The following is a 23614-nucleotide window of genomic DNA, read 5'->3' on the forward strand; positions in this document are numbered from 1 at the left end:
TCAGTTTTAAAATAACAATGCCGGGCTTAGACCCGGCATTGTTTTGTCTTGGACAATCACTGTCAGTGGCTTTTTTGTGCCAGCTTGCTGTAGTCGTCGGCGGGTTTGCATTCGGCCAGCAACTGGTCTATTTGGGCATCCTTTTGTTGCCAGATGTCGTTGAGCCAGCGTTGAAACTCTACCCTGTACTCTGGCTCGCTGAAGTAGCGAACAGAATCCACCTGAGGCACAGGCAGAGCCTCGATTCGCACCACGATTTTGTGCACTTTACCCTGCATCACGGCGCCGAGAATATCCTTGGGGGCATCGGGATAAAGCACAGTCACGTTCAGCAAGGCATCAAACTGTTCGCCCATGGCTGACAAGGTGAAGGCGATGCCGCCGGCTTTTGGCCGCAGCAGGTGCTTGTAGGGGGATTTTTGCCGTTGCCGTTTGTCTTCGGTGAAGCGACTGCCTTCCACATAGTTGATGATGGAGGTGGGCAAGTCTTTGAATTTTTCGCAGGAGCGCCGGGTCGTTTGCAGATCCTTGCCCCTGAGCTTGGGGTTCTTCTTCAGCTTTTCCGGGCTGGTGCGGTTCATAAAGGGCATGTCCAGCGCCCAGCAACCCAGGCCCATGATAGGAACATACAGCAGCTCTTTCTTGAGAAAGAACTTCAGCATGGGGATGTTGTTGCGCAGGATATAGGTCTGCGCGGCAATATCAAAGCCACTGAGGTGGTTGCTGATCAGCAGATACCAACCATCTGGCTTGAGGCTTTCAAGTCCCTGCACATCCCATTCGACCTTGGCTATCAGGTGCAGTATGCCGCCATTACAGCTGGCCCAGGCCCACATGAAACGGTTCATTAACCGGGTCATGGCGATGCGGCCACCCTTCCAGGGCAGCAACAATTTGAACAGGCCGCCGATACACACCAGCGATCCCCAAACGGCGGTGTTGATGATCAGCAAGCTCAGGCTGAGAATAAACAGCACAGGCCCGGGCAGGAAGTGCAACATCAGGAGTCCCCTTGAGAATGGTTTGCCTTGGCGGCCAATTGTTCCAGCACTTCATCCTTGTGCTGCCAGAGGGCGTTCAGCCGCTCCTGGAAGGCTTGTTTGAACTGACGATCATTGGCGTAGTCACCCCGCATCCCCGAGTCTATCTCCTTGACCTCCAAATGGAGGTAAACCTCAGGCAAACGGCCGCTGATATAGTCCCAAAAACTGGGGATCTTGCCGGGATAATAGATGGTGACATCCACCAGTTTGTGGATCTGATCGCCCATGGCCGACAACGCAAAGGCCATGCCGCCAGCCTTGGGTCTGAGCAGGTGTTTGAACGGTGAGTTTTGCTTCTGGTGTTTGCTGGGCTGAAAGCGGGTACCTTCGACAAAGTTCATCACGCTCACCGGCTTGTGCTTGAATTTGGCACAGGCCTTACGGGTAATTTCAATGTCTTTGCCTCTGAGTTTCGGGTTCTTTTTCAACTCGGCCGTGCTGTAACGGCGCATAAAGGGAAAGTCCAGCGCCCACCAGGCCAGCCCAAGTACGGGCACATAAATCAGCTCTTTTTTCAGGAAAAACTTGAGAAAAGGGATCCGCCGATTAAGCAGTCGCTGCAGGATCAAAATATCGACCCAGCTCTGGTGGTTGGCTACCACCATATACCACTCCTGCTCTGACAGCTCCGGAAGCTCGTCTATATGCATCTTCAGCGGATGAAACAGCTTTTCTATGCCGCCGTTAACACTGATCCAGGCGCTGGCGCAGAAATCCAAAGCGTGGCTGCATAGGCGCTGTAATGGCTTTATTGGAAGCAGTTTTATCAGGCTGCCCAGCAGAATTGGCAGGCTCCAAAACAGGGTGTTGATAACATAGCCACTAAAGGCAAGACAACCTCGAATCAAGGACAACTTGGGCTCCCTCAGGATCATAAAAAGAAAAATCGACCGACTATGTTAACCGCAGTCGCCACCTGGCTTCAATCTTAAGCTGGCGTTGACAGGGAGTTAGGGCCTGCTCACATAAGCATTGGTACAAGAGGTTTAACCAGCTTCAGCCGCATAAGTTGCGCCATCTATTCTTTGCGCTGTGCAGAAGATGGCTTGCAAAGCAGCGTCTTTCAGTATCTTCCTGAGCCTTTACCCGTATGTTGCTTTGTGGCGAAACTGCGCCTGGCTCTTTAAGTCCCCGGCGCATTTTTGGTGGAAGCCGGTTGACTGTCAAGCGCAACACTGGCGCCGGTAAATGGGACAATCGGCGCCGTTGTAGGCTAGGGCGGCATAGCGACTATGGCTGGTTAATTGATAGTGGCTGGCTGATAGGGCTTTGGCTGGCTGGTTAATTGATAGGGCTTTGGGGCCGGGCAAATACTTTAGCCCAGATGCTTGACTCTGGAGCTTACTCCAAGCTTTACACTCCTTGGCAATAACAAACGGCTCGGATAGTCACATTTGGGTTCCGAGGCATCATTTGAGCCATAGCATGAGGCACAGTTATGAGTCATTCCTGTTGTGATCCCAAACCCACGCCCGAGACTGTAAAGGCGGGGGCTAAGGACCCGGCAAATTGCACAGATAGCCAGATAGCCGGTAACGCCGTCAGTCATTCCAACGAGCATTCTGGCTGTCATTCGGCTTGTTGCCATGATCATCATGAGTCCCATCAGGCCGACTCCGCTGCCGAAGTCAACACTGCCCGGCTTGGCCAAGGTGAGCAGCATCAGTGGCAAATACTGGGTATGGACTGTGCCAGCTGTGCCCGTAAAGTCGAAACTGCGGTTTCCAGGGTGAGCGGCGTTTGCAGCGCCAGGGTGGTATTTGCCACCGAAAAGCTGCTGGTGGAACTGAAGCCCGGCGTTTCGCCCCAAGGCATAGTCGATGCTGTGCATGCGGCCGGTTTTAAGCTTAAGCAGCAGACTCAGGCAGGTAAGGAAGGTTCCAAGCCCGGCCCGGCGAGCCGGCTTGGCAAATACTGGCAACCACTGTCACTGGCACTGTTAATGCTGCTGGCGGCTCTGGCGCCAGCGAGTATCAGCACTAGCCTGTTCACTTTGGCTACAGTTTTGGGGCTGTTGCCTATTGCCCGCAAGGCTTGGGCCCTTATTCGCAGCGGCACCCCTTTTGCCATTGAAACCCTGATGACAGTTGCCGCCATAGGTGCCTTGTTGCTGGGCGAAACGGCTGAGGCGGCCATGGTGTTGCTCCTGTTTATGCTCGGTGAGCAGCTCGAATCGTTTGCGGCTGGCCGCGCCCGCGCCGGAGTCAGCGCCTTGATGGCATTGGTACCGGACATGGCATTGAGGCTGAATGATGGCCAGAGGCAAGAGGTGGCCGCCTCTGAGCTGCGCCCGGGCGACATCATAGAAGTTGCGCCTGGGGCACGCCTGCCGGCCGATGCCGAACTGCTTGATGCCTCGGCGACATTTGATGAAAGCGCCCTTACGGGAGAATCTATCCCGGTAGAAAGGATTAAGGGCGAACGGGTCGCCGCCGGCTGCCTGGCAGCCGACAGGCTGGTGAAGATGAAGGTTGTCTCCGAGCCCGGCAGCAACGCCATAGACCGCATCCTGCATTTGATTGAAGAGGCCGAAGGACAGAGAGCTCCGATAGAGAGATTCATCGACAAGTTCAGTCGCTGGTACACTCCAGCCATTATGTTGCTGGCTTTGTTGACAGTACTTTTGCCGCCTCTGCTGTACGCCGAACCTTGGGAGCAATGGATCTACCGTGGCCTGACACTGTTGTTGATAGGTTGCCCCTGCGCCTTGGTAATTTCGACGCCGGCGGCGGTAACCTCTGCGCTGGCGGCCGCAACCCGTCAGGGAGCCTTGATTAAGGGCGGCGCGGCATTGGAAGCACTGGCACATGTCGATACCGTCGCCTTCGATAAGACCGGCACCCTCACAGAAGGTAAACCTGAAGTTACCTTGGTGGAGAGCCTCACAGAGCAGGATGCGACCAAGTGGCTCAGGGTGGCCGCCGCCATTGAATTGGGCTCACACCACCCCCTGGCACAGGCGATAGTCAATCATGCCAAAGAGCAGCGGCTGGAACTGCCAGGCGCAGAAGCTATTCGGGTCTTACCCGGTATGGGCGTTGAAGGGCGGGTCGATTCGCAAAACTGGCGACTGCTGGCCCCTTCAAGGTTGCCAAGCTTAGCTCCTGAGTTGCGGCAACGCGTCACAGAACTGGAGCAGCAGGGGCAGACCCTGGTCGTACTGTGTGATGCCGAGCAGGAGCCACCTCGTCCTGTGGCCATTATTGCCCTCAGGGATCAGTTGCGCGTTGAGGCCGCCGAAGCCATAGCCAAGCTACGCCGTCTCGGTATCGACAGCATAATGCTGACAGGTGATAACCCAAGAACCGCCAAGGCGATTGCCGAGGAGCTGGCCATCGACTGGCGCGCCGGGCTGCTGCCGGAAGATAAAGTTTCTGAGGTGGCGGCATTGGCCGAGCATCGCAATGTGGCCATGACGGGAGATGGTATCAATGATGCCCCGGCAATGAAGCGAGCCCGTATCGGCATTGCCATGGGCGGCGGAACCGATGCCGCGCTGGAAACCGCCGATGCGGCCCTGACCCATAATCAGTTGGGAGGGGTGGCGGCAATGATCCACTTGGCCAGGGCAACTCTGAGCAATATCCGCCAGAACATAGCCTTGGCGCTGGGGCTGAAGGCGATTTTTCTGGTGACCAGCTTACTGGGGATCACCGGCCTCTGGCTGGCGGTGATGGCCGATACAGGCGCAACTGTGTTGGTAACTGCCAACGCCTTGAGACTGCATAGAAAGCGCTACTGAAATGTATTGGTGTTGATAACAATAAAAAAGAGGAAGGTACCTTAGACCTTAACACCTTCCTCTTTCAAACGGACTCAGGTTATGCCTTGGAGCATGCCATTAGTGTGTAGAGCTTGCCCTCAAAGGTATGGCTGCTGGGCCACACTGCAGTGTCTATCCGCTGAATCTTGTTGAAGCCGCACTCGTTTAACAGCTGCAGATATCCCTCATCTTGCCAAGCCTGCATTCGGCTGCCGAATCGCGTCACCTTGCCGTTTTCTTCAATCACCCAAAACAGTGTGGAACTGGTTTGGAGTGCCTCGTCCCAAGCATGCTCCGTCAGTAGCAGGTGGGGAGCATCGAGAAATAGGCCCTGTGAATGCCTTTGCCAGCTTGGCTCTGCCTGTCCCTGTCGTTTGACTTCATCAAAGCTGTGAACTTCCACAAGTAGTTTGCCATTCGGCATCAGCCAGTTTGCACAATCCTTGAGTAAACTCTTGGCATCCGCTGCGCTGAAAACATTCAGCTCACCGAAGGTCATCATGATGAAGTCAAACTTCTTGGCCGGCCGGTAGCTTCTGACATCCAGCAGTTGATAGTCGATATCCAGTCCAGCCGTCTGCGCTTGTTGTTGGGCGTAGGTTATAGAGGCTGGAGAGAAGTCAACGCCAGTGCAGCAAAAGCCGCGTTTTGCCAGCAATTGAGTGTAAAAGCCGGGGCCACAACCCAGATCCAGCACTTGTGCGCCAGGAGCCAGTTGGCTGCAGAGCCAATCTACCTGGCGCTCAATCACCGCCAGTTTTCTACTGGCCCAATCGTGCTCCTGGGAGAGGTGGTTTTCCAGCATTCGCTGGCTGAAATCGGCATCATTCCAGGGAATTTTGCTTTCGTTCGGCGACAGCCTTATTGGCAAATGCTGGCTGATTAGCTTATTGATATTCATACCTTTCCTTGCTTTTTTGAAAGCTTACTTGTGTATGCGGCCTGTCATTTTGGTAAAGTTGAACCACTGGCCGTTTTCGGCGGCCATCATCTCGCGATCCCGTACGGCATAAGGGTTGTCGCATGCCAGCCACTCCTGCCATGCCTGGGCGCACAGCCCGCTCTCTTCGCACAGCTCCAACTGCAAAAATGCGCTCTGTTGCCAGAGTTGCATCCACCAGTCGACGGTGAAAAAGTTCATCCCGGGTTGCCACCAGGGGGCCAGCTCAGGGGCAACGCTTTGCTGCAGTGGAAATGGCTTTTTCAGCCCGGGCACCACTATGGCGACCTGGCCGCCCGGCTTGATGAAAGGGGCGAGGTGGGTGTCAAAAAACGCTGAACTGGCACCAAAGTAGTGATAGGCATCGATGGACAAGACGGCATCGAAACTGTTTTCTGCAAATGGGGCATGTCCCGGCCGCATCTGGGTTACGTCAAAGTTTACCGCTGTGATCCTGTCTTCCTGGCCAGCGGCCTTGAATCTTGCCTGGTTGTCTTCGGCCGCTATCCAAAGATCCATTGCGGTGACTTCGAGGTTGAAGGCCTTCGCCAGATAGATGGAGGTCATGCCTGTGCCACAGGCCAAGTCCAGCACCCGCATCCCTGGTTGCAGTTGCAGTGACCGGCAGACTTCTTCGGTCAGCAGCAGGGCGTTGGGGCCCATCATGTTGCTGTTGATATAGTCACGGGAAAATAGTGTATTCATCTTTCTTTCCTCAACGGTTGTCCAGTTGGGCGCGCACATTGTGCAAGCCGGCCGTGGTTATGCGATAGGGCTGACCTTTGACAGATTTGATCAGTTTTTTGGCTTTGAGCTTTTTGAAAATGGCGAGGGTACAGTCGCAAAGAACAAGCCCTTCGCGGCTATAACATTCAACGGCTGTGACGCGACCTGAAGTGTCGCGGAAATAACAAATGCGTCCGCCTTTGGCGAGGACGTGCAGGGTACGTTGTTCCTGACGGGATATATTCATACTGGAAAAACTCGATAATCATCATGAGCAAAACATGCGGGCACTTGTCAGTGTCCACCTTTGATTTACGCGCATTGATAATCAGACCGGCCTTGGAAGGTCAGTTAACTGATTATCTGATGATTACAATCTCCAGCATCAATGCCTCAATGAGAGTTGAAAGTAGGTTTACTGCTCAATTTTTACCACTAAGGATGTTAGATGTAAATCAACCGGTTGGGGAACTGTGATTTTAGGCTGTTTTTTGTGCATTTTACTCTTGTTTTCAGTTGATTGGATTGTGAATAAAGCTCAAAGGCGTTTGGCCCGTCTGCTTTTTAAAAAACGCAATGAAGGCGCTGTCGGAAGAAAACGCCAGATTGTGGGCCACTTCGCTGACAGATCTGGCGCCGGATAGGAGTTCAATGGCCTTCAAAAGGCGCCATTGTTGGCGCCATTGCTGATAAGTCATACCGGTTTCAGCCTTGAATAACCGGGTGACTGTTTTGGTGCTGGCGCCGACACTGCCGGCAAGTCGGCCTATATCAGGCGCGAGAAACTCTTCCTTGATAAGCTGCTGGCGGAATCGGCGAAACCTGCGATCCTGTGGCAGTGGCAGCTGAAATGAATGTTTCTTGGCGGCATAAAACTCTTCCCAAAATAACGCACTGCTATTGGCCATATTCTGCTCCGGCGTGTCCCAAGGCCACAGTGCCATTTTGTCTATCAAGGCTTTCAAGAGGGCGTTGACCTCTATCATGCGAAGCTCAGCCGGAGTGTTGAACCTGGCACAATCAAAATACAAAGAGCGATAGGCCACCACATTGGTCATTACCGCGCGGTGCGAAATACCGGGCGGGATCCACACGGCTTTGGTGGGTGGCAAGATGCAGATGGCATTCTCCAATGCAAAGCTCATGCATCCGTGGGGGGCATAAAGCAGTTGCCCTTTATGGTGTTGGTGCATGCCCGAATCGTGCTGGCCAACATCGGCCGCAATGCCGATAACACTGGCTGGAAAGGTATCCGCATCGAACTCAGTTTCCTGCTCAATAATCGCCATGATGTCCCTATTTTGATGTTTCTTGTCTTTATGTCGTTAACGTGCCGTTTCATCACGAGTATACACTGCGCGCCGACCCGGAAAAGCGCGAATCAAGCCTGCATAGAGTAACAGGGCTTGTTCGCAGCTTGCTTGATTGTGATAAGGATAAGAGATGAAAACCAAACCTTCGCTATGCTTGATGCTGGCGCTACTGATGTTCCCGCAAATAGTGGAAACCATTTACAGCCCGGCCCTGGGGGCGATTTCGCAGACATTTGCCGTGTCCTACCCTCAGGCGGCGCAAACCCTATCGGTTTATTTTCTGGCTTTCGCTTTTGGCGTGGCAGTGTGGGGCATAGTGGCCGACAGTTGCGGCCGTCGCCAGGCCATGTTGCTGGGACTCTTTATCTATGGCGTCGCAGCCTGGGTGGCCATGTCAACAACCAGCTTCGCCGTGCTGATGGCCGCCAGAGCCTGCAGCGCTTTTGGTATTGCTGTCGGCTCAATCGTCACCCAAACCATGCTGCGTGACGCCTTCAGCGGCGAAGAGTTGGCGAAAGTGTTCAGTGTGATGGGACTTGGGATTGCCATCAGCCCGGTTATCGGCATGTTTTCCGGTGGCCAATTGGTCAAGGTGGGTGGTCATCATGCGGTATTTTTAGCTTTATTTATTATGGCCTTGGGACTATTCGCCTATTGTTTTATCAGGCTGCCGGAAACCCAAACCAGCAGGCAGAGTTTGCAACTGGTCGCCTTGAGTAAACGTATGCTCGGTGACAGGCAAATCTGGCAATCTGCACTCTTGGTCACTGCCTATAACGTCGCCCTGTTTTCTTACTACCAACTCGGTGGATTCAACTTTGCCAGGCTTGGGTTCACGCCGGAACAGTTTGGTTACAGCGGCTTAATCCTTGGCCTGGGCTCACTGATCGGCAGCTACAGCAATAAACGCTTGATCTCCAAGGGAGTCTCTCAAGGCAAACTCTTGCAAGGCGCCGCTTTACTGCTGCTCCTGGGAGCCATAGGAGTACAACTCTCGCTGAACTCCATCGGGTTTCTGGCGCCTATGCTACTCGTGGTTATGGCATTCGGAATAGCTATCCCCAATGTGCTCAGCATGGCCTTGGTTCAGTACCGACAGCAGGCCGGCAGCGCCGGTGCCCTATTCGGCTTGATGTACTACTTACTCATCGGCAGCGGCCTGGCTCTGGCAGGCGCGGTGCAGCACTTGGGATGGGTACTGTTAGCCTGCGGCAGCATGGCGCTGTTGATAAGCCGGGTTCGCTGATGAGTTTGCCGCAGTTGGCCACTGTTCAATGCAGAGTTTGCGCTATTAGGCCCTGTCTCCGGTCTTAGTGTTCATTTGCGGCGACCAGCTATTAGGTAGGCTCTAGAAATGACAAAGCCCCTTATTGACGGGGCTATGGGGTTTGCCGGATTTTTGAACGTTTTTAACAGCGCGGAACATTATTCTAGGTTCTGGATCTTAATATTGATTGGCTGTCTGGGGTGGTCTTTTTATTGGTGCTTTAAGGGGGTTGCTTAGGTGTTTGCATACATTTACTCCCCGTATCACTACCCACTTGCGCTTGATAACTAGCACTTGTTAGGAACACAGTTACTGAGTAATCCAGTGTTGGTCCTTGAGCCGTTCCCATGCAGCCAGAATATGTGCTGGCTTCATTTGGGCTTTACGAGGGTCCCATGAGTGAACTTTACTAACAACATCCTCTGGGGTTAAAGAGCCGTCAGACTCCTTGGTTGCTACCCAGTGAATTCCATACCGTTTTGCGACTCAAAGCCTTCAATGAGCTTAGAAACGCGCTCAAAGCGTTGCTTGGTGTCAGCATGTTGCTCTAGATAACTCATTGCTTCTTCGGCTGCATCAGGTTTAAGTTCTATGGGAGTTTCAGGTTTATTTTTGCCGGTCACTAAACCCCGTAATGAAATGGCCTTCCATTCGGTTCAATACCTGGCGTAGAACATCTGCATAGGGCCCGTAGTGGTGTTTACAGAACACTACTTTATTTAAAACAGACTAGTTTTTGCGCTTCCAATGGAGATAGTCGACAGTCAAAGCCGGTAGACTTATAGCGTTCTATCACCCCTAGCACTGCTGCTCGTCAGGGAGTCATTTCAGGGCGTGCAGTTTTATCTGCCATTGCTTTGGCATCAGGTGCAGATTGCTGAGGATAAACCCGCCACTTGATATCTATTATAGTCGCAAATTTTTGTTCAATTACTTTGCTTTAATTCATTCTAGCGCTAGCCTCCCAAACCACTTCCCAGGGCTGGAATGGCAACGGACCTGAGTTGGAGTGGTAGTCCCCCGAAAAATAGCAGCACCTCAATTAGTCAGCATTTTTTTGCCACAGGGAAGTGAAATGCAAATTGTACATTGTCCAAGTTGCGGTCAGAGTCAATATAGCGCCGGAGACATGGACTTTACTCCACGTGAGCACACGGCTTTCATTTTCTTTGGGGCAGCCGGTGAGTTCTCTTACCGAACTGAAGAGTTTAAAAGTCATTTTTGGAGATGACCTGATTGATGAGCTTTAGATTGACCTTCTTGCGGTCGCAGGCTACGAAGATAATATGCTGATTCTGGAAGTTAACTGTGGCATGGCCCTAATGCGTTCCACTGACACTTTCGGCTTTGATTACAACATGATGAAGCTTTAACGTATCAAGCAGCTGGCGGTATCTGTTAACGCCAGCATTCACCTTCCGTCCGCAGGCAGTAGGCTCCATAGCCTTGCATTTAACACTACTTTCTAGTCCAATAACCTCCCCCCAGAGTCACGCAAAGGCACCAAATGAAACTGCTCAATACATATGAAGACAGAGATGAAGCAGAAATTGCACTGACAAAGGTTCAAGGACAAAAGCGCCTGGCCAGTGAGAGAGATGATACCGAAGTTATCTACAACCTCTTTGGCGAACCTAGCTGGGGAAATTTCTATCGCCTTGGGATGTTTCAATTGCCAGAGCTGCAAGGACTGGTGGCGCAAAGGCAGAATGGCCAGACTTATGATGAACAAAAGCATGGTGAGATCATCACGATGCTTCAATATGTTGCCAAGAACTTCGAACTGGAAATTCCTGGGCATTGGAAGTAACGAAAAGAAGGGGGGGCCGCGCCTCCAAGCTGGGCCACCATCTTCTTGAACAACTTCTTTAGGTAAACCGGGCCAGTATCTTCCATAAACAACACATTACGTTCTTCTAGCTTATCCTTCGGCTACGGAACGTTGAGCAAATCTGAATACAACGTTTCCGAAACAATGAACCCACTCAAGGTTGGAGAACTGAAGCAATGGAAGTTGATGAACAACTACCATCAGCGCTCATTGTTCGAGACAGCTATGTACCGCTACAAACAACTTATCAGCGCCAAATTGAGTTTGTGTGACTACAACGGACAAGTGGGTGAGGCATTAGCTGGCGTGAAGGCATTAAACAAAGTCATAAGACTAGGAATGCCTGTTCGCCAGACAATCTCGTAAAGTAGCGGAAAGCCTTGGGGTTGTTGTGTTTCTGCGAGTGATTTGGTCAACAACGCCAGAGTTAATATGTGTTTGATAGCTCTTTTATAACCATCCGGTAGGCTTTATGGCATCTTCTTTCTCATCTGCCCTTTAGCGATAAAAGCATGTACAAACCAATCGTCAGATTTCAGCATTCCCGCGTAAAAAACGCTGCGCACTCACTGATGATTTGAAGTTACCCTCGATCCTATCGCCATTATTATAAACCATTTGCACATATAAATTCATAAAGCCAATATCTTCAGGTACTTCCGTTATACCATCAGTACTTAGGTACTCAATTGCCTCATCAATAGTATGGAAATTCCGGTTTGCACCAAACATCGGAGCAACAACGACAGTGCTGACTTGTCTGTCCAAAGTGTCCTCGAGCGTTTTCTTGAATCGAGCAACCTCTCCCTCAGTTTTTAAGACAATCTGTGAAAAGATATCCCTCTTCTGTTCTGGTGTTAGTGACTCGAAAATTCCAATCATCCTCGTCGCATCGTCATCAGATGTTTGCTCATCATAAAAAATATCAAAACCAGCCTCTTGAAATGCCTCGAATACTTCTTTTGATTCAAAGTATACTGTTGAAAAACCACAACTATTTAATTGTTCAACTGAGGGCTTAGTAAAATCACCCGCGATCACTGCACCTAAAAACGGCTTATGGTACTTATATTTTTCAGCTACCGGTAATACAGCACCCTGAATTTCTTGTGCTTTATTTTTGGAGTGCTTAGTGTAACGTCGCCAAGCACACTCAATTAGCGCAACGGGTAATCCTAGTTGCTCGTTTGTGCCGTCACGTTCGATAACAAAATCAAGATCATGTTTACTACCATATACATCAACCCAAGTTACTTTTTTGCCATATCGAGCCTTTCTAGGAGTGCCTACCACATCCAAATATAGACCTCGATTTTGACAGATGGTTGTAAGCTCATACTCAAAATATTTTTCGATAAAATTACCGATTAGCTGACCTAATTTATGCGCTGGTGATTGTGCCACTTTTAATCCTTACTACCCATTTACCCAAAGACGACCTTCATGCAATGGCACTGTATGCGTCCTATTCTTCCATTTAACGTTTCGATCTCGAAGTTTCTCAAAACTGTAACCTTTAAAACCACTTGCTATCGCCAGTTTACCTAACCATTCTTCGGCAGGGACATGTACTCCATAAGGTGCAGAGTCACCGATAACAAAGCAGACCTTCGAATCAGGGGCCATTACAGCTCTGGAATTTTGCCAAATTTTTGCCAGATCAAAAAAGTAAGCAGCAACCATAGTGTGGTACGTCTTTTTTCCACCTTTAGTCAGGCGAACTTCTGCCAACTCTCTTGTAACTGGCTCTAACTCATCAATAATTGGGGATAGCAGCGGCTCTTGAAGTATTTCATCCAATATTACTTTGTCCAAAGCCGAATGCTGAGAGCAGGAACGCATAATCTGTGGACGAACTGCTGTTTTTAAGTCTCCATAACCAGCAATCTCCCCCCAAAACATCATTTCTAGACGTGTGGCGTCAGCATAATCGTAATTATTTGGGTAAGGTGGTGAAGTAATTAATAAATTGCATGGCTCCGCAATTTGAAACGGCTTTCGCACATCATGCTCGACAATACTCGCTGACTGTAACCAACCATTGTTTTGTGCGTAGAACATATCTGAAGCCATGAGTTCGGCTTTTCCCATAAAAGCATCGAATACATCGAGCACTTTAGCCTTTGTTTTGTTGGGTAAAACATATTGCCACTGAGCTGTTCCCACACTACTACATGCTCGCAAGATGGAAGTTATGTTGAGACGAACCAATTCCCAAACAGGACTTTCATCGACTAACTCCTCATACGCAAGCCTTAACTTATCGAGCTTTGTAAGTGCTTCTAGTGTATAACATTTTCCAAGAAGATTTGATTCATCATATCTTTCGGTAAAGCCTGAGCGACTTTGTGCGTTGCTAAGAACCTCATTACAAGCCGTTATGAAATCATCAACTTCCAAAAACCATAAATTCTTTGCTCTAGCTATACGAGCCACAAAAGGGTGCCCGTCGAAGCCATATGCAGTCCGACCAAGAGCACTAGCTGCAAATGCTGTCGTACCCGAACCAACAAATGGGTCAAGTACAACTGCTCTATTCCCTGATTCGCTCTCAAATTTATGGATCTCAGATTGAACCCATTCAGCTGAAAAACCAGCAGAATATCTAAACCAACGGTGAACTGGTAGTTTCATGTTGTCGAGAAATGTTCCCGAGCGCGCTCTGATTTTAGCTGACATAATGCTTCACAAATTACTGAAATTGGGGAGAGCATACCATTAAAGCCTGTGGATATACACAGTGCTTTAATAGACATTGCAGGTATGTCGTCTTGCTGTCTAATGCAACGAGTGGTGCACTGCTTTAGTGCAGCGTGTCAGAACTACCTGTTTGTTTTGGTGAGTAAGTCAGCCGTTAGACGATGGAGGTTGCGCCGAGTCTATGCCTAGTCCAGGAGGACAAGTGTTATTGAAGTATGTACAAATCAGGTTACAGCAGAATTAACGGCATAAACCGGGAGCAACTGCTCCCGGTTTATGCGTTATGCCTCTGCTGCGTCTCGCTGTTCGATTTTTTCCATTATCCAATCTTCAATTTCACTCTCTACCCAGGCAACGTTGCGCTCGCCCAGAGATACTGGCTTGGGGAAGTTGCCATCGTTCATGTATTTGTACACGGTTGATTTAGGTAAGCCACTACAGGGTGAGAATTTTATTGGAATTTATTCCACGTTTTGGATCTGCTCTCTCATCTGCTCAATCAGCACTTTAAGCTCGACTGCGGCGGCGGTGATTTCGCTGCTGATTGATTTGGAGGCCAGGGTGTTGGATTCGCGGTTGAACTCTTGCATCATGAAGTCCAGTCTGCGGCCTTCGCTGCCACCCTTGTTGAGGATCCGGCGGGCTTCGGCCACATGGGCTTCAAGGCGGTCCATCTCTTCGGCCACGTCCTGTTTTTGGGCCAGCAATACCATTTCCTGTTCCAATCTGGCCGGGTCCAGTTCGCCCTGGATTTCGGCCAGGCGGTTGCTGAGTTTTTCCCTTTGCCATTCCATGACCTTGGGCATGTGCTCGCGGACTATGGCGACCTGGGCTTCAACGGCATCCAGGCGGGTCAGCAGCATCTCTTTGATGGCGCTGCCTTCACGGCCGCGGGCTTCGATAAACTGATCGACGGCGTCGTCGAAGGCTTTGAGCAGTTCGGCGGCAATGGCATCCATGTCTTGCTCGGATGAGGACATGACCCCTGGCCAGCGCAGAATATCCACCGGGTTGAGCTCACCTTGGCCGGCTTGCTGTTTTACCCAGTTGGCGGCCTGCAACAGTTGCAGTGCCAAGTCCTGATTCATATTCAGCTGGGTACCTTGTTGATCGCTCAGCTCGTAGCGCAGGTTGACTTCTACCTTACCGCGATTGAGACGCTTGCGCAGTCTGTCTCGCAGCACAGGCTCCAGACTGCGGAACTGTTCCGGCAGGCGCAGATAGGTTTCCAGATATCTCTGGTTGACTGAGCGGATTTCCCAGGAGGCTGTGCCCCAGTCGGCTTTATGCTCGATACGGGCGTAGGCGGTCATGCTGTGGATCATCAGATATTCCAGTTGCTTGAAGACGGGTGTAGCAGAGGATTATAGACAGCTTGCCCCCGGGGTTAAAGTGAAGTGTATACACTTTGTCGGTTCGATACGGATCCGCCATAGCGTCAAGCGCCGCAAGGCCCTATAATATGCAGCCAATTCAGTCCAGACGACAAAATACAGGAATTCACTATGCGTCCCAGCAACAGAACTCCGGCTCAAACCCGCCCCATTTCAATCACTCGCCAGTTTACCGCCCATGCGGAAGGTTCCGTGCTGGTCGAGTTCGGCGATACCAAAGTACTCTGTACCGCCAGTTTTACCGAAGGGGTGCCGAGATTTCTCAAAGGCCAGGGCCAAGGTTGGGTGACGGCAGAATATGGCATGTTGCCCCGTTCTACCCATAGCCGTATGGATCGCGAAGCGGCCCGGGGCAAGCAGTCTGGTCGTACCCAGGAAATTCAGCGCCTCATCGGCCGTGCTTTGCGCGCTGCTGTGGATATGAAGCTGCTGGGTGAAAACACCATAGTGATCGACTGTGATGTGATTCAGGCCGACGGCGGTACCCGCACCGCAGCCATCACAGGTGCCTGTGTGGCTCTGGTGGATGCGCTTAATTGGGCTCGTGCCAAGGGTATTCTCAAGGCCAATCCACTCAAGTTCCTTATCGCCGCCGTGAGCGTGGGGATTTTTGAAGGTGAGCCTATCTGTGACCTGGAATATATCGAAGACAGCGCCGCCGAAACCGATATGAACGTGGTGATGACAGAAACCGGCAAGATCATCGAGATCCAGGGCACCGCCGAAGGCGAGCCGTTCAGCCATGAAGAGTTGCTGAGTCTGCTGGAGCTGGCCAAGCATGGCATTCGTGAGATTATCGATGTGCAGAAGGCTGCATTGAGTTAAGTTTTTTTAAGGACCCCATGAGGGTCCTTTTTTTCGTACTCCAGAGAGTACTTGTTCGTACCCGTGAGCCTTAAGGGCTTACCCATAATCACAAGAGGAGAGATCGTGAAAGCCTATCAGCGCGAGTTTATTGAATTTGCCCTTGAGCGTCAGGTGTTGAGATTCGGTGAGTTTACCCTGAAGTCCGGCCGCAAGAGCCCATACTTCTTCAATGCCGGTCTGTTTAACACTGGCCGGGATCTGGCCCGCCTGGGCCGTTTTTATGCTGCTGCGTTGGTGGATGCCGGTATCGACTACGATCTCCTGTTTGGCCCGGCCTACAAGGGGATCCCCATCGCCACAACCACGGCTGTAGCCTTGGCCGAACACCATGATCTGGATATTCCTTACTGCTTTAACCGCAAAGAGAAGAAAGACCACGGCGAAGGCGGCAATCTGGTTGGCAGCGAGCTCAAGGGTAAGGTGATGTTGGTGGATGATGTAATCACCGCAGGTACCGCTATTCGCGAGTCCATGGAGATCATTCAGGCCAATGGTGCGACTCTGGCCGGGGTATTGATTGCACTCGACCGTCAGGAGAAGGGCAAGGGCGAACTGTCTGCCATTCAGGAAGTGGAGCGCGACTTTGGTTGCCAGATAGTGGCCATCATCAAGCTGGCCGATTTGATTGCCTACTTGGCCGAGAAACCTGGAATGGAGCAGGAGTTGGCCGCCGTTAGCGCCTATCGTGAACAGTATGGTATTTAATGCCACCCAGGATAGAATGTCAGTTCTTACAGAAGCTTGAGTAAACTTCTGTACAGCCCATAAAAAAACGCTGCCTTGGCAGCGTTTTTTATGGCGGAGAGGCTATTTGGCCTGATGCAGAAACTCGGCGCGGGTGGCCGGGTTTGACTTGAACACGCCGCCAAGAGCCGTAGTGGTGGTGGAGCTGGTGGAGTCCATCACACCGCGGGATTTAACACAGTAATGCACCGCATCCATTTTTACCGCCACATCTTTGGTTTCCAGCAGGGTCTGCAACGCAACCAGTACTTGCTGGGTCAGGCGCTCCTGCACTTGTGGCCGCTGGGCAAAGAAACGCACTATGCGGTTGATCTTCGACAGGCCGATGATCTTCTTCCGCGGCAGATAGGCCACAGTAGCAGTGCCGTCTATGGTCACCAGATGATGCTCACAGGTGCTGGTGAGGCTGATGTCCTGCACCCGCACCATTTCATCGAAGCCCATCTTGTTGTCGATAACAGTGATCTTGGGGAAGTTGGCATAGTCGAGGCCGGAGAAAATTTCGTCGACATACATCTTGGCGATACGTTTCGGCGTATCCATCAGGCTGTCGTCGCTCAGATCCAGCGACATCAAGGTCAAAATGGCCTTCATATGGGCTTCTATTTTTTCCTTGCGCTCCTCGGCCGACAAGCCACAGGGTACCATGGGGGTCTCGAGTCCTCGCTCCAGGAGCGCGGTCTGAACCATCAAAGCTGCTTCACTCAATGCCATTGTTTTCCTCCGGCGGATAGACGCCAAGCCAGTGCCTTCCGTTTGTTACTGTCCGCGCAAGCTGTGACGCTTTTCACATTTATCTGCGGGAAGCGGAGGATACCGCTATTTGCTGTAAATTCATACCAGAAAAGCCCCATAGCACGAAAAAAGCCGCTCCCTGGAGAGCGGCTTGGTTTACGGCTGTTAAACTTAAACGCCCAGATTCTGCTTCAGGAAGTTTAGCATTTTCTGATAATAGATGGCTCTGTGGCTTTCATCGTAGAAACCGTGGCCCTCATCATCCATGATGATTTTCTGGTAGGGGTAGTTACGCTTCTTGAGCGCATCTTCCAGGGCTTCAAACTGCTCTATCGGAGCGCGCTCATCATTGCCACCGTGCACAAGCAGCAGATTGGCCTTGAGCTTGTCGACGTTGCGAGTGGGCGACATGGCACGCAGCACGGCCTGATCCTGACCAAGCACAGTTCGCAGGTAGCTGGTACCCGAGTCACGTTCTTGCACGTCACCTTCTTTAAACATCATTTCCAGGTCGTACACCCCGGCAAAGCCGATGGCACACTTGAACAGATCCGGCTCCATGACCGAGCTTTGCAGCGCGCTGTAGCCGCCAAAGCTGCCGCCGACGATACAGATGCGCTTCTTGTCCACTATGCCTTGGTCTATCAAATGGCGGGTGGCGTCTATGATGTCGTACTGAATTTCACTGCCCCACTTGCGGTAGCCCGCTTGCTGGAAGGCTTCGCCGTAACCACCCGAACCGCGGAAGTTAACCTGCAGTACGGCTATGCCCTGATTGGCCAGCATCTGGTTTTGAGGATCAAAGCCCCAGCTATCCCTGACATAGTGTGGGCCGCCGTGCGGGTTGACCACCAGAGGCAACTGCTTGGGATCTTTGCCGGGTGGCAAGGTCAGGTAGGCCTGAATTGTCATACCGTCACGCACCTTGATGTCCATGGGTTTCACTTCGGCCATTTTGGCCGGATCTATGCTTCCCATGGTGCGCAGCAGGTGTCTGAGTTTGACCGCTTTGGTGTCAAACAGATAGTAGTCACCCGGGTTGCGGTCGTTGAAGGCCAGAATAATCATCTTGTCGGCGTTACGGGTCTCGCTGACGATGCGCACCTGGTGCCCCGGCAGGCTGGCCAACAGTTGCTTCAGATACACGGCATGCTGATCTTCAGAGTCAACAAAGGCGTAGGTTGGGTAACCGTTGGCAAATTCCACCGCGTAGAGCTGTTTGTTCTGGCCGTTGATCCAGAAGTTGTCCGGCTCGACTCTGGCATCACTGACTATCTGCTGTTTTTCACCGGTTTTCAGGTTGACCCGATATACGGCCTTGGGCTCACCGGCCAGGGAGGCGGAGGCATAGACACTGTTGGGATCTTCGGTAAAGGAGATAGGGGTAAAGTCCTTCAGACCTATGTTCAGCTTGTCTGTGTCAATCCATTCGCCGTCGTTACGGTAGAAAATCCGGGTGTTGTTGCTTCTGTCCTGACCGGCAACAAAGCGCACTTCACCGTCATCATCTGTCATGAAGCTGGCCATACCTATGGGAGAGCGGGTGATTTTCTTGCGGGTGCCGCGGTAGACATCAACCTGATAGACATCCTGCAACTGTTCATAATCCAGGCTGCGACCGCCGTTCCAGGGGATGGCGTTGACCAACATGTAGCGGTCATCATCCGGCAGGGGATCGAGTACATAGGCCGTGGCCTGGATAGCGGTGTTTTTCTTCAGGTGGGAACCGGTTTGCTGCTGGCCCGAATTGTAACCGAACAGATAGGCGGCCTTGGAACCATCGGCATTCACCGCCATCAACTCACCATAGTAGAGCGGGCGATCATCCCAGCCCTTGAGGTATTCCTTGGCGACCACGACACGTTCATCGTTGACCCAGGAATAACTGCCCACTTGGGCATTGCCCGGGAAATAAACAATGTGCTTGGCACTGAGATCTTCAGTATTGAGGATCAGTAGCTTATCTTTTCCTTCGTGATTCATGATCACGCTGAGATAGTCACCTGAGGGGGAGATTTTGACATTGGTGTATTGCGCACCCTGGCTGAAAATTTCTGCCGGCGTGGGTGCTTGATTGCTCTGGGCCAAAGCGAGAGTGGGTGCCAGCAGTAACGTGCTAGCCAACAAAGGTTGGAACTTCATTTGACATCCTTGTATTTATTATTGGCGGTTTATGTTTGTTTGATGTTAATGAAATGCTTGGGTTTGGACAAGGCTAAATCCATAAAAAAAGGACGGTTTTTACCGTCCTTGATCCCGAAAACAGGGGGCTCAGCTCTGTAATAACTGGCTTTGAATAAACTGCCACTGCTCCTCGAAGTGAGCCGTTGGCTTGAGCTTGAATTCACTGCGAACAAACTGGGCAATACGGCCTTCGGCCACGGCCAACAGCAGGTTTGCCAGAATGGCTTCATCCAGGGCGAATTTTTGCCCTTCTCGCAGGGATTTTTCCCGCAGGATCTGCTTCAGATGGGTTTCCAACTTGGCAAACAACAGGTTGATCCTTTCTCTGAGACGCTCATTTTCGCCCAGCAGGGCATCACCGCTCAGTACCCGGGAGATCCCTGGGTTGCGCTCGGCAAACACCAATAACAGCTGCAGTGCCTGTTGGCAGCGTTTCATGGTGTCTTTCTCCTCATCCATGATGAGGTTGATGCGTGACAGCAGAGAGTCTTCAATAAACTCAATCAGGCCTTCAAACATCCGCGCCTTGCTGGGAAAGTGGCGATAGAGCGCCGCTTCCGACACGCCAACTTCCGAGGCCAGCTTGGCGGTGGTAATCCTTTGCCCCGGATTGGTTTCCAGCATTCTGGCAAGGGATTGGAGTATGTGTTCACGACGATTGATTTTTTCTTTTACAGCCATGTTTCGCTCTGTCAGTGGCAGGAATTATTGAGTGCCTGAATGGCCGAAGCCACCTTCGCCTCTGTCCGAGGTGTCAAATTCATCCACCAGTTTGAACTGGGCTTGAACGACGGGCACAAACACCAATTGGGCCAAGCGGTCACCTATCTCCAGGGTGAAAGGTGTCTGGCTGCGGTTCCAGCAGGAAACCATCAGCGGGCCCTGATAGTCAGAGTCGATCAGGCCGACCAGGTTGCCGAGTACTATGCCGTTTTTGTGGCCCAGACCCGAGCGGGGCAGGATCACCGCCGCCAGAGAAGGGTCGGCCACATGAACCGCAATTCCGGTCGGGATCAATACAGTTTCACCCGGGGCTATGGTGATGCTGGTGTCCAGCATGGCGCGTAGATCCATGCCGGCACTGCCTGGGGTCGCATAGCTTGGCAGCGGAAATTCACTGCCAATACGCGAGTCGAGAATTTTCAGTTCTATGGGTGTTTTCATGAGTTGTTTTTATGCTTCGCTATCAGGATCAGCAACTGTTTGGCCAGGCTCAACTTGTCGGTGGCCGGCAGTTCATCACAACCTGTTGCAGAAAATACTTTCAGGGCATTCCGGTCGGCGTTGAAACCCTGATCCGGAACAGACACATCGTTGGCGGCAATCATATCGAGTTTCTTGCGCTTGAGCTTGTCACGCGCATAGGTCTCCACCTCATGGGTTTCTGCCGCAAAACCCACGGTAAAGGGCCGGATAGGATGGCTGGCGACCGTGGCCAGAATATCCGGGTTACGCACCAGTGCCAATGCCATGGTTTCGGAAGATTTTTTTATCTTGGCTTCGGCGACATCGGCGACACGATAGTCTGCCACTGCAGCGCAGCCAATAAAAATATCTTGCTGTTCCACTCGTTGCATCACGGCATCGAGCATCTCTTTGGCCGATTGCACATCGACTCGGGTCACCCCTGCCGGGGTCGCCAAATTAACCGGGCCGCTGACCAGAGTCACTTCGGCGCCCATCTGCGCCGCTGCGGTGGCCAGTGCAAACCCCATCTTGCCTGAGCTGTGGTTGGAAATATAACGCACAGGATCTATCGCTTCGCGGGTCGGTCCGGCAGTCAGCAGCAGCTTTTGGCCTGCCAACAGCTGTGGCTCAAAGCAAGCGGCGGCTCGCTGGGCGATATCATTGGGTTCCAGCATACGCCCCGGGCCGACTTCACCACAGGCTTGGCTGCCGCTATCCGGGCCCCAGATACCATAGCCGCGCTCGGCCAGCACCTTGAGGTTCTCCTGAGTTGCTACGTTTTGGTACATCTGTTGGTTCATCGCCGGGCAGAGCACCACCTTAGCCGCCGTTGCCAGGCAGGTGGTGGTGATCAGTTCATCGGCCATACCGGCACGAATGCGAGCCAACAGGTTGGCGGTTGCGGGGGCAATGATAACCAGATCGGCCCAGCGGGCCAATTCGATATGTCCCATGGCAGCCTCGGCCGCAGGATCCAGCAGATCTGAGGCCACAGGATGGCCGGATAACGCCTGCAAGGTCAGCGGGGTAATGAATTCCATGGCGCTCTGGCTCATGACGACCCTGACTTCGGCACCTCTGTCCTGCAGGCGCCGCACCAGATCGGCACTCTTGTAGGCGGCAATGCCACCGCCAATCCCCAAGAGGATTTTTTTATGCTTCAGGCTCATAGAGACAATCAACTGATGGTAATTGGCGGCTAAGATATCACAAAGCTCCCCCGACTTGGCAGGATGCAGCTTCAAAAATCTCGACCATAATTGAAACAAAGTATAGGGCACAGGGATGGGAGCCAAGGATGGGGATCAGAGACTGGCCAACGGGCGAGGGACCGAGGGAAAAGTTGTTGCAGCAGGGAGCCAAGGGCCTGAGTGATGCCGAGTTACTGGCAGTATTGCTGCGTAACGGCCTGGCGGGGCAGAGTGCGGTCGAATTGGCCAGAGATTTGCTCGCGGCATTCGGTTCACTGCGGCAACTCTTGGTGGCACCACTGAATCAGGTTGCCCGAATTCCGGGAATGGGACCGGTAAAATATACCCAATTGCAGGCGGCTGCTGAACTTTCGAGGCGAATTTCCCGGGAAAAGCTGCAAAGAGGGACGGTTTTGACAAATCCTGATTTGACTCGCGACTATTTAATGAGACAATTAGCGGACCGTGCCACCGAGGTGTTTGCGATTCTGTTGCTGGACAGCCAGCACCGAGTGATCCAATTCGTGGAATTATTCCATGGCACCCTGGGCTCTGCATCTGTCTACCCACGAGAGGTGGTTAGGCTGGTGCTGGAAAAACAGGCCGCGGCGGTCATAGTTTGCCATAATCACCCGTCCGGCGTGGCTGAGCCCAGCCAGGCTGACAGGCGAATTACTGAGCGGTTGAAATGTGCGCTCGCAACCATAGATGTTTCACTTCTGGATCATATGGTTGTAGGGGATTGCGAGATAGTTTCCTTCGCAGAACGCGGATGGATGGATTGATCCATCGCTTGATCTTTCCTCAGTTATCCTGTATAACATGCGCCCTCTTTGTGCCTCGGGCGACGGCCATACGAGGCACATTAATGCTCGAGCGTTAAAATTGTTTTTTGGAGAAGATTGACATGTCAAGAGTATGCCAAGTTACTGGCAAGCGACCAATGGTTGGTAACAACCGTTCGCACGCAAAAAACGCAACTCGTCGTCGTTTTTTACCTAACCTGCAGAACCACCGTTTCTGGTTAGAAGACGAAAAGCGTTTCGTACAATTGCGCGTTTCTACCAAGGGTATGCGCATTATCGACAAGAAAGGTATCGAAGTCGTTGTTGCTGAACTTCGTGCCCGTGGCGAGAAGGTGTAATAGAAAATGGCTAAAGCTAAAGGCAATCGTGAGAAGATCAAGCTGGTTTCAAGCGCCAAGACTGGTCACTTCTACACTACCGACAAGAACAAGCGTAACATGCCTGAGAAAATGGAGATCAAAAAGTTTGATCCCGTAGTTCGTCAGCACGTTATCTACAAAGAAGCCAAAATCAAGTAATTCACTTGGTATTTGAATTCTTGGAAAGCCCCTCTCGCAGGGGCTTTTTTTTGGTTCATCGCGGATCTCCGGGGAACGCCTCTCTGACTTTCAGAAAGAAGTATTCGGTATCCCGGTAGCCATAGCCCATTCGCTTCAGCAGTTTGATTTTGTTGTTCATCCCCTCTAGTCGGCAGGTGTGCAACGGATGAACCGCTGAAGCAACTATGCCATGAAGATAGTTTTTAAGACGCTGGCCAAATTGGAGTAGTGGCCTGATACCGCTCTCTCTGACTTGTTGCCACCAGAGGTTCCATTGAGCCGTGGCTTCGGCTTCATCTGTGCAGTACCACATCTCCTTGAGTTGCTCCCTGAGCAGGTAAACCGTCATTAAGCTTTTGTTCGACTCCAACAGCTCGTTGAGAT

At 51.8% G+C, this 23614-nt stretch carries 25 protein-coding genes and 1 pseudogene; 9 read left to right on the forward strand and 17 right to left on the reverse strand.

Annotated features, from left to right (window positions below):
* Positions 1 to 62: 62 nt before the first annotated feature.
* Complete coding sequence (locus tag N512_RS0117455; protein ID WP_028781142.1) at positions 63 to 1001, reverse strand: acyltransferase; 939 nt, start codon at positions 999 to 1001, stop codon at positions 63 to 65.
* Complete coding sequence (locus tag N512_RS0117460) at positions 1001 to 1897, reverse strand: acyltransferase (RefSeq protein ID WP_231473608.1); 897 nt, start codon at positions 1895 to 1897, stop codon at positions 1001 to 1003. The genes N512_RS0117455 and N512_RS0117460 overlap by 1 nt, the downstream gene beginning before the upstream one ends.
* Before the next feature lie 584 nt (positions 1898 to 2481).
* Between N512_RS0117460 and N512_RS0117465 the strand changes: the two genes are divergently transcribed.
* Positions 2482 to 4785 carry a zinc/cadmium/mercury/lead-transporting ATPase gene (locus N512_RS0117465; protein WP_028781144.1) on the forward strand — a complete coding sequence of 768 codons (2304 nt, stop codon included), beginning with the start codon at positions 2482 to 2484 and terminating at the stop codon, positions 4783 to 4785.
* A 79-nt stretch (positions 4786 to 4864) separates the two neighbouring features.
* Here the strand turns inward: N512_RS0117465 and N512_RS0117470 are convergent, their stop codons facing one another.
* From N512_RS0117470 to N512_RS0117485, 4 genes are all read right to left on the reverse strand, one after another.
* A complete protein-coding gene (locus N512_RS0117470) occupies positions 4865 to 5707 on the reverse strand; it encodes a class I SAM-dependent methyltransferase (RefSeq protein ID WP_028781145.1) in 843 nt (280 codons plus the stop codon).
* 24 nt (positions 5708 to 5731) lie between these two features.
* Positions 5732 to 6451 carry an SAM-dependent methyltransferase gene (locus tag N512_RS0117475; protein ID WP_028781146.1) on the reverse strand — a complete coding sequence of 240 codons (720 nt, stop codon included), beginning with the start codon at positions 6449 to 6451 and terminating at the stop codon, positions 5732 to 5734.
* A 10-nt stretch (positions 6452 to 6461) separates the two neighbouring features.
* Positions 6462 to 6719 carry a YjhX family toxin gene (locus N512_RS0117480; RefSeq protein ID WP_025010861.1) on the reverse strand — a complete coding sequence of 86 codons (258 nt, stop codon included), beginning with the start codon at positions 6717 to 6719 and terminating at the stop codon, positions 6462 to 6464.
* 265 nt (positions 6720 to 6984) lie between these two features.
* Complete coding sequence (locus N512_RS0117485; protein WP_028781147.1) at positions 6985 to 7761, reverse strand: AraC family transcriptional regulator; 777 nt, start codon at positions 7759 to 7761, stop codon at positions 6985 to 6987.
* Positions 7762 to 7915: 154 nt separating this feature from the next.
* On the opposite strand from N512_RS0117485, the gene N512_RS0117490 reads away from it, so the two are divergent.
* The gene (locus N512_RS0117490; RefSeq protein ID WP_028781148.1) at positions 7916 to 9031 is read left to right on the forward strand and encodes a multidrug effflux MFS transporter; all 1116 of its coding nucleotides are present in this window, start codon (positions 7916 to 7918) and stop codon (positions 9029 to 9031) included.
* Positions 9032 to 9507: 476 nt separating this feature from the next.
* On the opposite strand, the gene N512_RS24455 is transcribed toward N512_RS0117490, so the two are convergent.
* A complete protein-coding gene (locus tag N512_RS24455) occupies positions 9508 to 9675 on the reverse strand; it encodes a hypothetical protein (protein WP_156029263.1) in 168 nt (55 codons plus the stop codon).
* Positions 9676 to 10559: 884 nt separating this feature from the next.
* Here N512_RS24455 and N512_RS0117500 point away from each other — a divergent pair.
* Both N512_RS0117500 and N512_RS23290 read left to right on the forward strand, forming a co-directional pair.
* Complete coding sequence (locus tag N512_RS0117500) at positions 10560 to 10862, forward strand: hypothetical protein (RefSeq protein ID WP_028781149.1); 303 nt, start codon at positions 10560 to 10562, stop codon at positions 10860 to 10862.
* Between the two features lie 174 nt (positions 10863 to 11036).
* Positions 11037 to 11249 (forward strand): annotated as a pseudogene (locus tag N512_RS23290) (IS5/IS1182 family transposase); the annotation flags it as partial.
* Between the two features lie 162 nt (positions 11250 to 11411).
* Here the strand turns inward: N512_RS23290 and N512_RS0117510 are convergent.
* From N512_RS0117510 to N512_RS0117525, 4 genes are all read right to left on the reverse strand, one after another.
* Complete coding sequence (locus tag N512_RS0117510; RefSeq protein ID WP_028781150.1) at positions 11412 to 12287, reverse strand: hypothetical protein; 876 nt, start codon at positions 12285 to 12287, stop codon at positions 11412 to 11414.
* 12 nt (positions 12288 to 12299) lie between these two features.
* Positions 12300 to 13562 carry a DNA methyltransferase gene (locus tag N512_RS23295; protein WP_197021470.1) on the reverse strand — a complete coding sequence of 421 codons (1263 nt, stop codon included), beginning with the start codon at positions 13560 to 13562 and terminating at the stop codon, positions 12300 to 12302.
* 302 nt (positions 13563 to 13864) lie between these two features.
* Complete coding sequence (locus N512_RS24180) at positions 13865 to 14044, reverse strand: helix-turn-helix transcriptional regulator (RefSeq protein ID WP_037475428.1); 180 nt, start codon at positions 14042 to 14044, stop codon at positions 13865 to 13867.
* A complete protein-coding gene (locus N512_RS0117525; protein ID WP_028781152.1) occupies positions 14045 to 14908 on the reverse strand; it encodes a YicC/YloC family endoribonuclease in 864 nt (287 codons plus the stop codon).
* A gap of 180 nt (positions 14909 to 15088) precedes the next feature.
* On the opposite strand from N512_RS0117525, the gene rph reads away from it, so the two are divergent.
* Positions 15089 to 15802, forward strand: coding sequence for a ribonuclease PH (gene rph, locus N512_RS0117530; RefSeq protein WP_025010865.1), 714 nt, complete (start codon positions 15089 to 15091; stop codon positions 15800 to 15802).
* A 105-nt stretch (positions 15803 to 15907) separates the two neighbouring features.
* The gene (gene pyrE, locus N512_RS0117535; protein WP_025010866.1) at positions 15908 to 16549 is read left to right on the forward strand and encodes an orotate phosphoribosyltransferase; all 642 of its coding nucleotides are present in this window, start codon (positions 15908 to 15910) and stop codon (positions 16547 to 16549) included.
* Between the two features lie 102 nt (positions 16550 to 16651).
* Here pyrE and folE read toward each other — a convergent pair whose 3' ends face one another.
* The 5 genes from folE to coaBC all read right to left on the reverse strand — a co-directional run bounded on the left by folE (position 16652) and on the right by coaBC (position 21864).
* Positions 16652 to 17302: a GTP cyclohydrolase I FolE gene (gene folE, locus N512_RS0117540; protein WP_025010867.1), complete on the reverse strand. Its 651-nt coding sequence runs from the start codon at positions 17300 to 17302 to the stop codon at positions 16652 to 16654.
* Between the two features lie 192 nt (positions 17303 to 17494).
* On the reverse strand, positions 17495 to 19465 hold the full coding sequence (locus N512_RS0117545; RefSeq protein WP_028781153.1) for an alpha/beta hydrolase family protein: 1971 nt from the start codon (positions 19463 to 19465) through the stop codon (positions 17495 to 17497).
* Positions 19466 to 19594: 129 nt separating this feature from the next.
* Positions 19595 to 20188 carry a nucleoid occlusion factor SlmA gene (gene slmA / locus N512_RS0117550; RefSeq protein ID WP_025010868.1) on the reverse strand — a complete coding sequence of 198 codons (594 nt, stop codon included), beginning with the start codon at positions 20186 to 20188 and terminating at the stop codon, positions 19595 to 19597.
* A gap of 24 nt (positions 20189 to 20212) precedes the next feature.
* Positions 20213 to 20671 (reverse strand): dUTP diphosphatase, encoded by a 459-nt coding sequence (dut, locus tag N512_RS0117555; RefSeq protein ID WP_025888140.1) that lies wholly within the window; start codon positions 20669 to 20671, stop codon positions 20213 to 20215.
* Complete coding sequence (gene coaBC, locus N512_RS0117560; protein WP_028781154.1) at positions 20668 to 21864, reverse strand: bifunctional phosphopantothenoylcysteine decarboxylase/phosphopantothenate--cysteine ligase CoaBC; 1197 nt, start codon at positions 21862 to 21864, stop codon at positions 20668 to 20670. Before coaBC ends, dut begins: the two co-directional genes overlap by 4 nt.
* 128 nt (positions 21865 to 21992) lie before the next feature.
* On the opposite strand from coaBC, the gene radC reads away from it, so the two are divergent.
* The 3 genes from radC (at position 21993) to rpmG (ending at position 23209) form a co-directional block, all read left to right on the forward strand.
* The gene (radC, locus tag N512_RS0117565; protein WP_028781155.1) at positions 21993 to 22670 is read left to right on the forward strand and encodes a RadC family protein; all 678 of its coding nucleotides are present in this window, start codon (positions 21993 to 21995) and stop codon (positions 22668 to 22670) included.
* Between the two features lie 122 nt (positions 22671 to 22792).
* Positions 22793 to 23029, forward strand: coding sequence for a 50S ribosomal protein L28 (rpmB, locus tag N512_RS0117570; protein ID WP_028769274.1), 237 nt, complete (start codon positions 22793 to 22795; stop codon positions 23027 to 23029).
* 6 nt (positions 23030 to 23035) lie between these two features.
* Positions 23036 to 23209, forward strand: a complete 174-nt coding sequence (gene rpmG / locus N512_RS0117575) for a 50S ribosomal protein L33 (RefSeq protein WP_025010872.1) — start codon at positions 23036 to 23038, stop codon at positions 23207 to 23209.
* Positions 23210 to 23264: 55 nt separating this feature from the next.
* Here the strand turns inward: rpmG and N512_RS0117580 are convergent.
* Positions 23265 to 23614, reverse strand: a 350-nt coding sequence (locus tag N512_RS0117580) for a transposase (RefSeq protein ID WP_028781132.1), incomplete at its 5' end; no start/stop codon positions are given.

It is taken from the genome of Shewanella sp. 38A_GOM-205m (assembly GCF_000518445.1).
Classification (GTDB): domain Bacteria; phylum Pseudomonadota; class Gammaproteobacteria; order Enterobacterales; family Shewanellaceae; genus Shewanella; species Shewanella algae.

What these genes read in the sequence shown, in the direction of transcription:
- rpmB (WP_028769274.1), top strand. Translation starts at nt 22,793, where the DNA reads ATGTCAAGAGTATGCCAAGTTACTGGCAAGCGACCAATGGTTGGTAAC.
- N512_RS0117475 (WP_028781146.1), bottom strand. Translation starts at nt 6,451, where the DNA reads ATGAATACACTATTTTCCCGTGACTATATCAACAGCAACATGATGGGC.
- radC (WP_028781155.1), top strand. Translation starts at nt 21,993, where the DNA reads ATGGGGATCAGAGACTGGCCAACGGGCGAGGGACCGAGGGAAAAGTTG.
- N512_RS0117490 (WP_028781148.1), top strand. Translation starts at nt 7,916, where the DNA reads ATGAAAACCAAACCTTCGCTATGCTTGATGCTGGCGCTACTGATGTTC.
- N512_RS0117470 (WP_028781145.1), bottom strand. Translation starts at nt 5,707, where the DNA reads ATGAATATCAATAAGCTAATCAGCCAGCATTTGCCAATAAGGCTGTCG.
- N512_RS0117545 (WP_028781153.1), bottom strand. Translation starts at nt 19,465, where the DNA reads ATGAAGTTCCAACCTTTGTTGGCTAGCACGTTACTGCTGGCACCCACT.
- N512_RS0117455 (WP_028781142.1), bottom strand. Translation starts at nt 1,001, where the DNA reads ATGTTGCACTTCCTGCCCGGGCCTGTGCTGTTTATTCTCAGCCTGAGC.
- N512_RS0117525 (WP_028781152.1), bottom strand. Translation starts at nt 14,908, where the DNA reads ATGATCCACAGCATGACCGCCTACGCCCGTATCGAGCATAAAGCCGAC.
- N512_RS0117500 (WP_028781149.1), top strand. Translation starts at nt 10,560, where the DNA reads ATGAAACTGCTCAATACATATGAAGACAGAGATGAAGCAGAAATTGCA.
- N512_RS0117465 (WP_028781144.1), top strand. Translation starts at nt 2,482, where the DNA reads ATGAGTCATTCCTGTTGTGATCCCAAACCCACGCCCGAGACTGTAAAG.
- N512_RS0117480 (WP_025010861.1), bottom strand. Translation starts at nt 6,719, where the DNA reads ATGAATATATCCCGTCAGGAACAACGTACCCTGCACGTCCTCGCCAAA.
- rph (WP_025010865.1), top strand. Translation starts at nt 15,089, where the DNA reads ATGCGTCCCAGCAACAGAACTCCGGCTCAAACCCGCCCCATTTCAATC.
- dut (WP_025888140.1), bottom strand. Translation starts at nt 20,671, where the DNA reads ATGAAAACACCCATAGAACTGAAAATTCTCGACTCGCGTATTGGCAGT.
- rpmG (WP_025010872.1), top strand. Translation starts at nt 23,036, where the DNA reads ATGGCTAAAGCTAAAGGCAATCGTGAGAAGATCAAGCTGGTTTCAAGC.
- N512_RS0117485 (WP_028781147.1), bottom strand. Translation starts at nt 7,761, where the DNA reads ATGGCGATTATTGAGCAGGAAACTGAGTTCGATGCGGATACCTTTCCA.
- N512_RS23295 (WP_197021470.1), bottom strand. Translation starts at nt 13,562, where the DNA reads ATGTCAGCTAAAATCAGAGCGCGCTCGGGAACATTTCTCGACAACATG.
- coaBC (WP_028781154.1), bottom strand. Translation starts at nt 21,864, where the DNA reads ATGAGCCTGAAGCATAAAAAAATCCTCTTGGGGATTGGCGGTGGCATT.
- slmA (WP_025010868.1), bottom strand. Translation starts at nt 20,188, where the DNA reads ATGGCTGTAAAAGAAAAAATCAATCGTCGTGAACACATACTCCAATCC.
- folE (WP_025010867.1), bottom strand. Translation starts at nt 17,302, where the DNA reads ATGGCATTGAGTGAAGCAGCTTTGATGGTTCAGACCGCGCTCCTGGAG.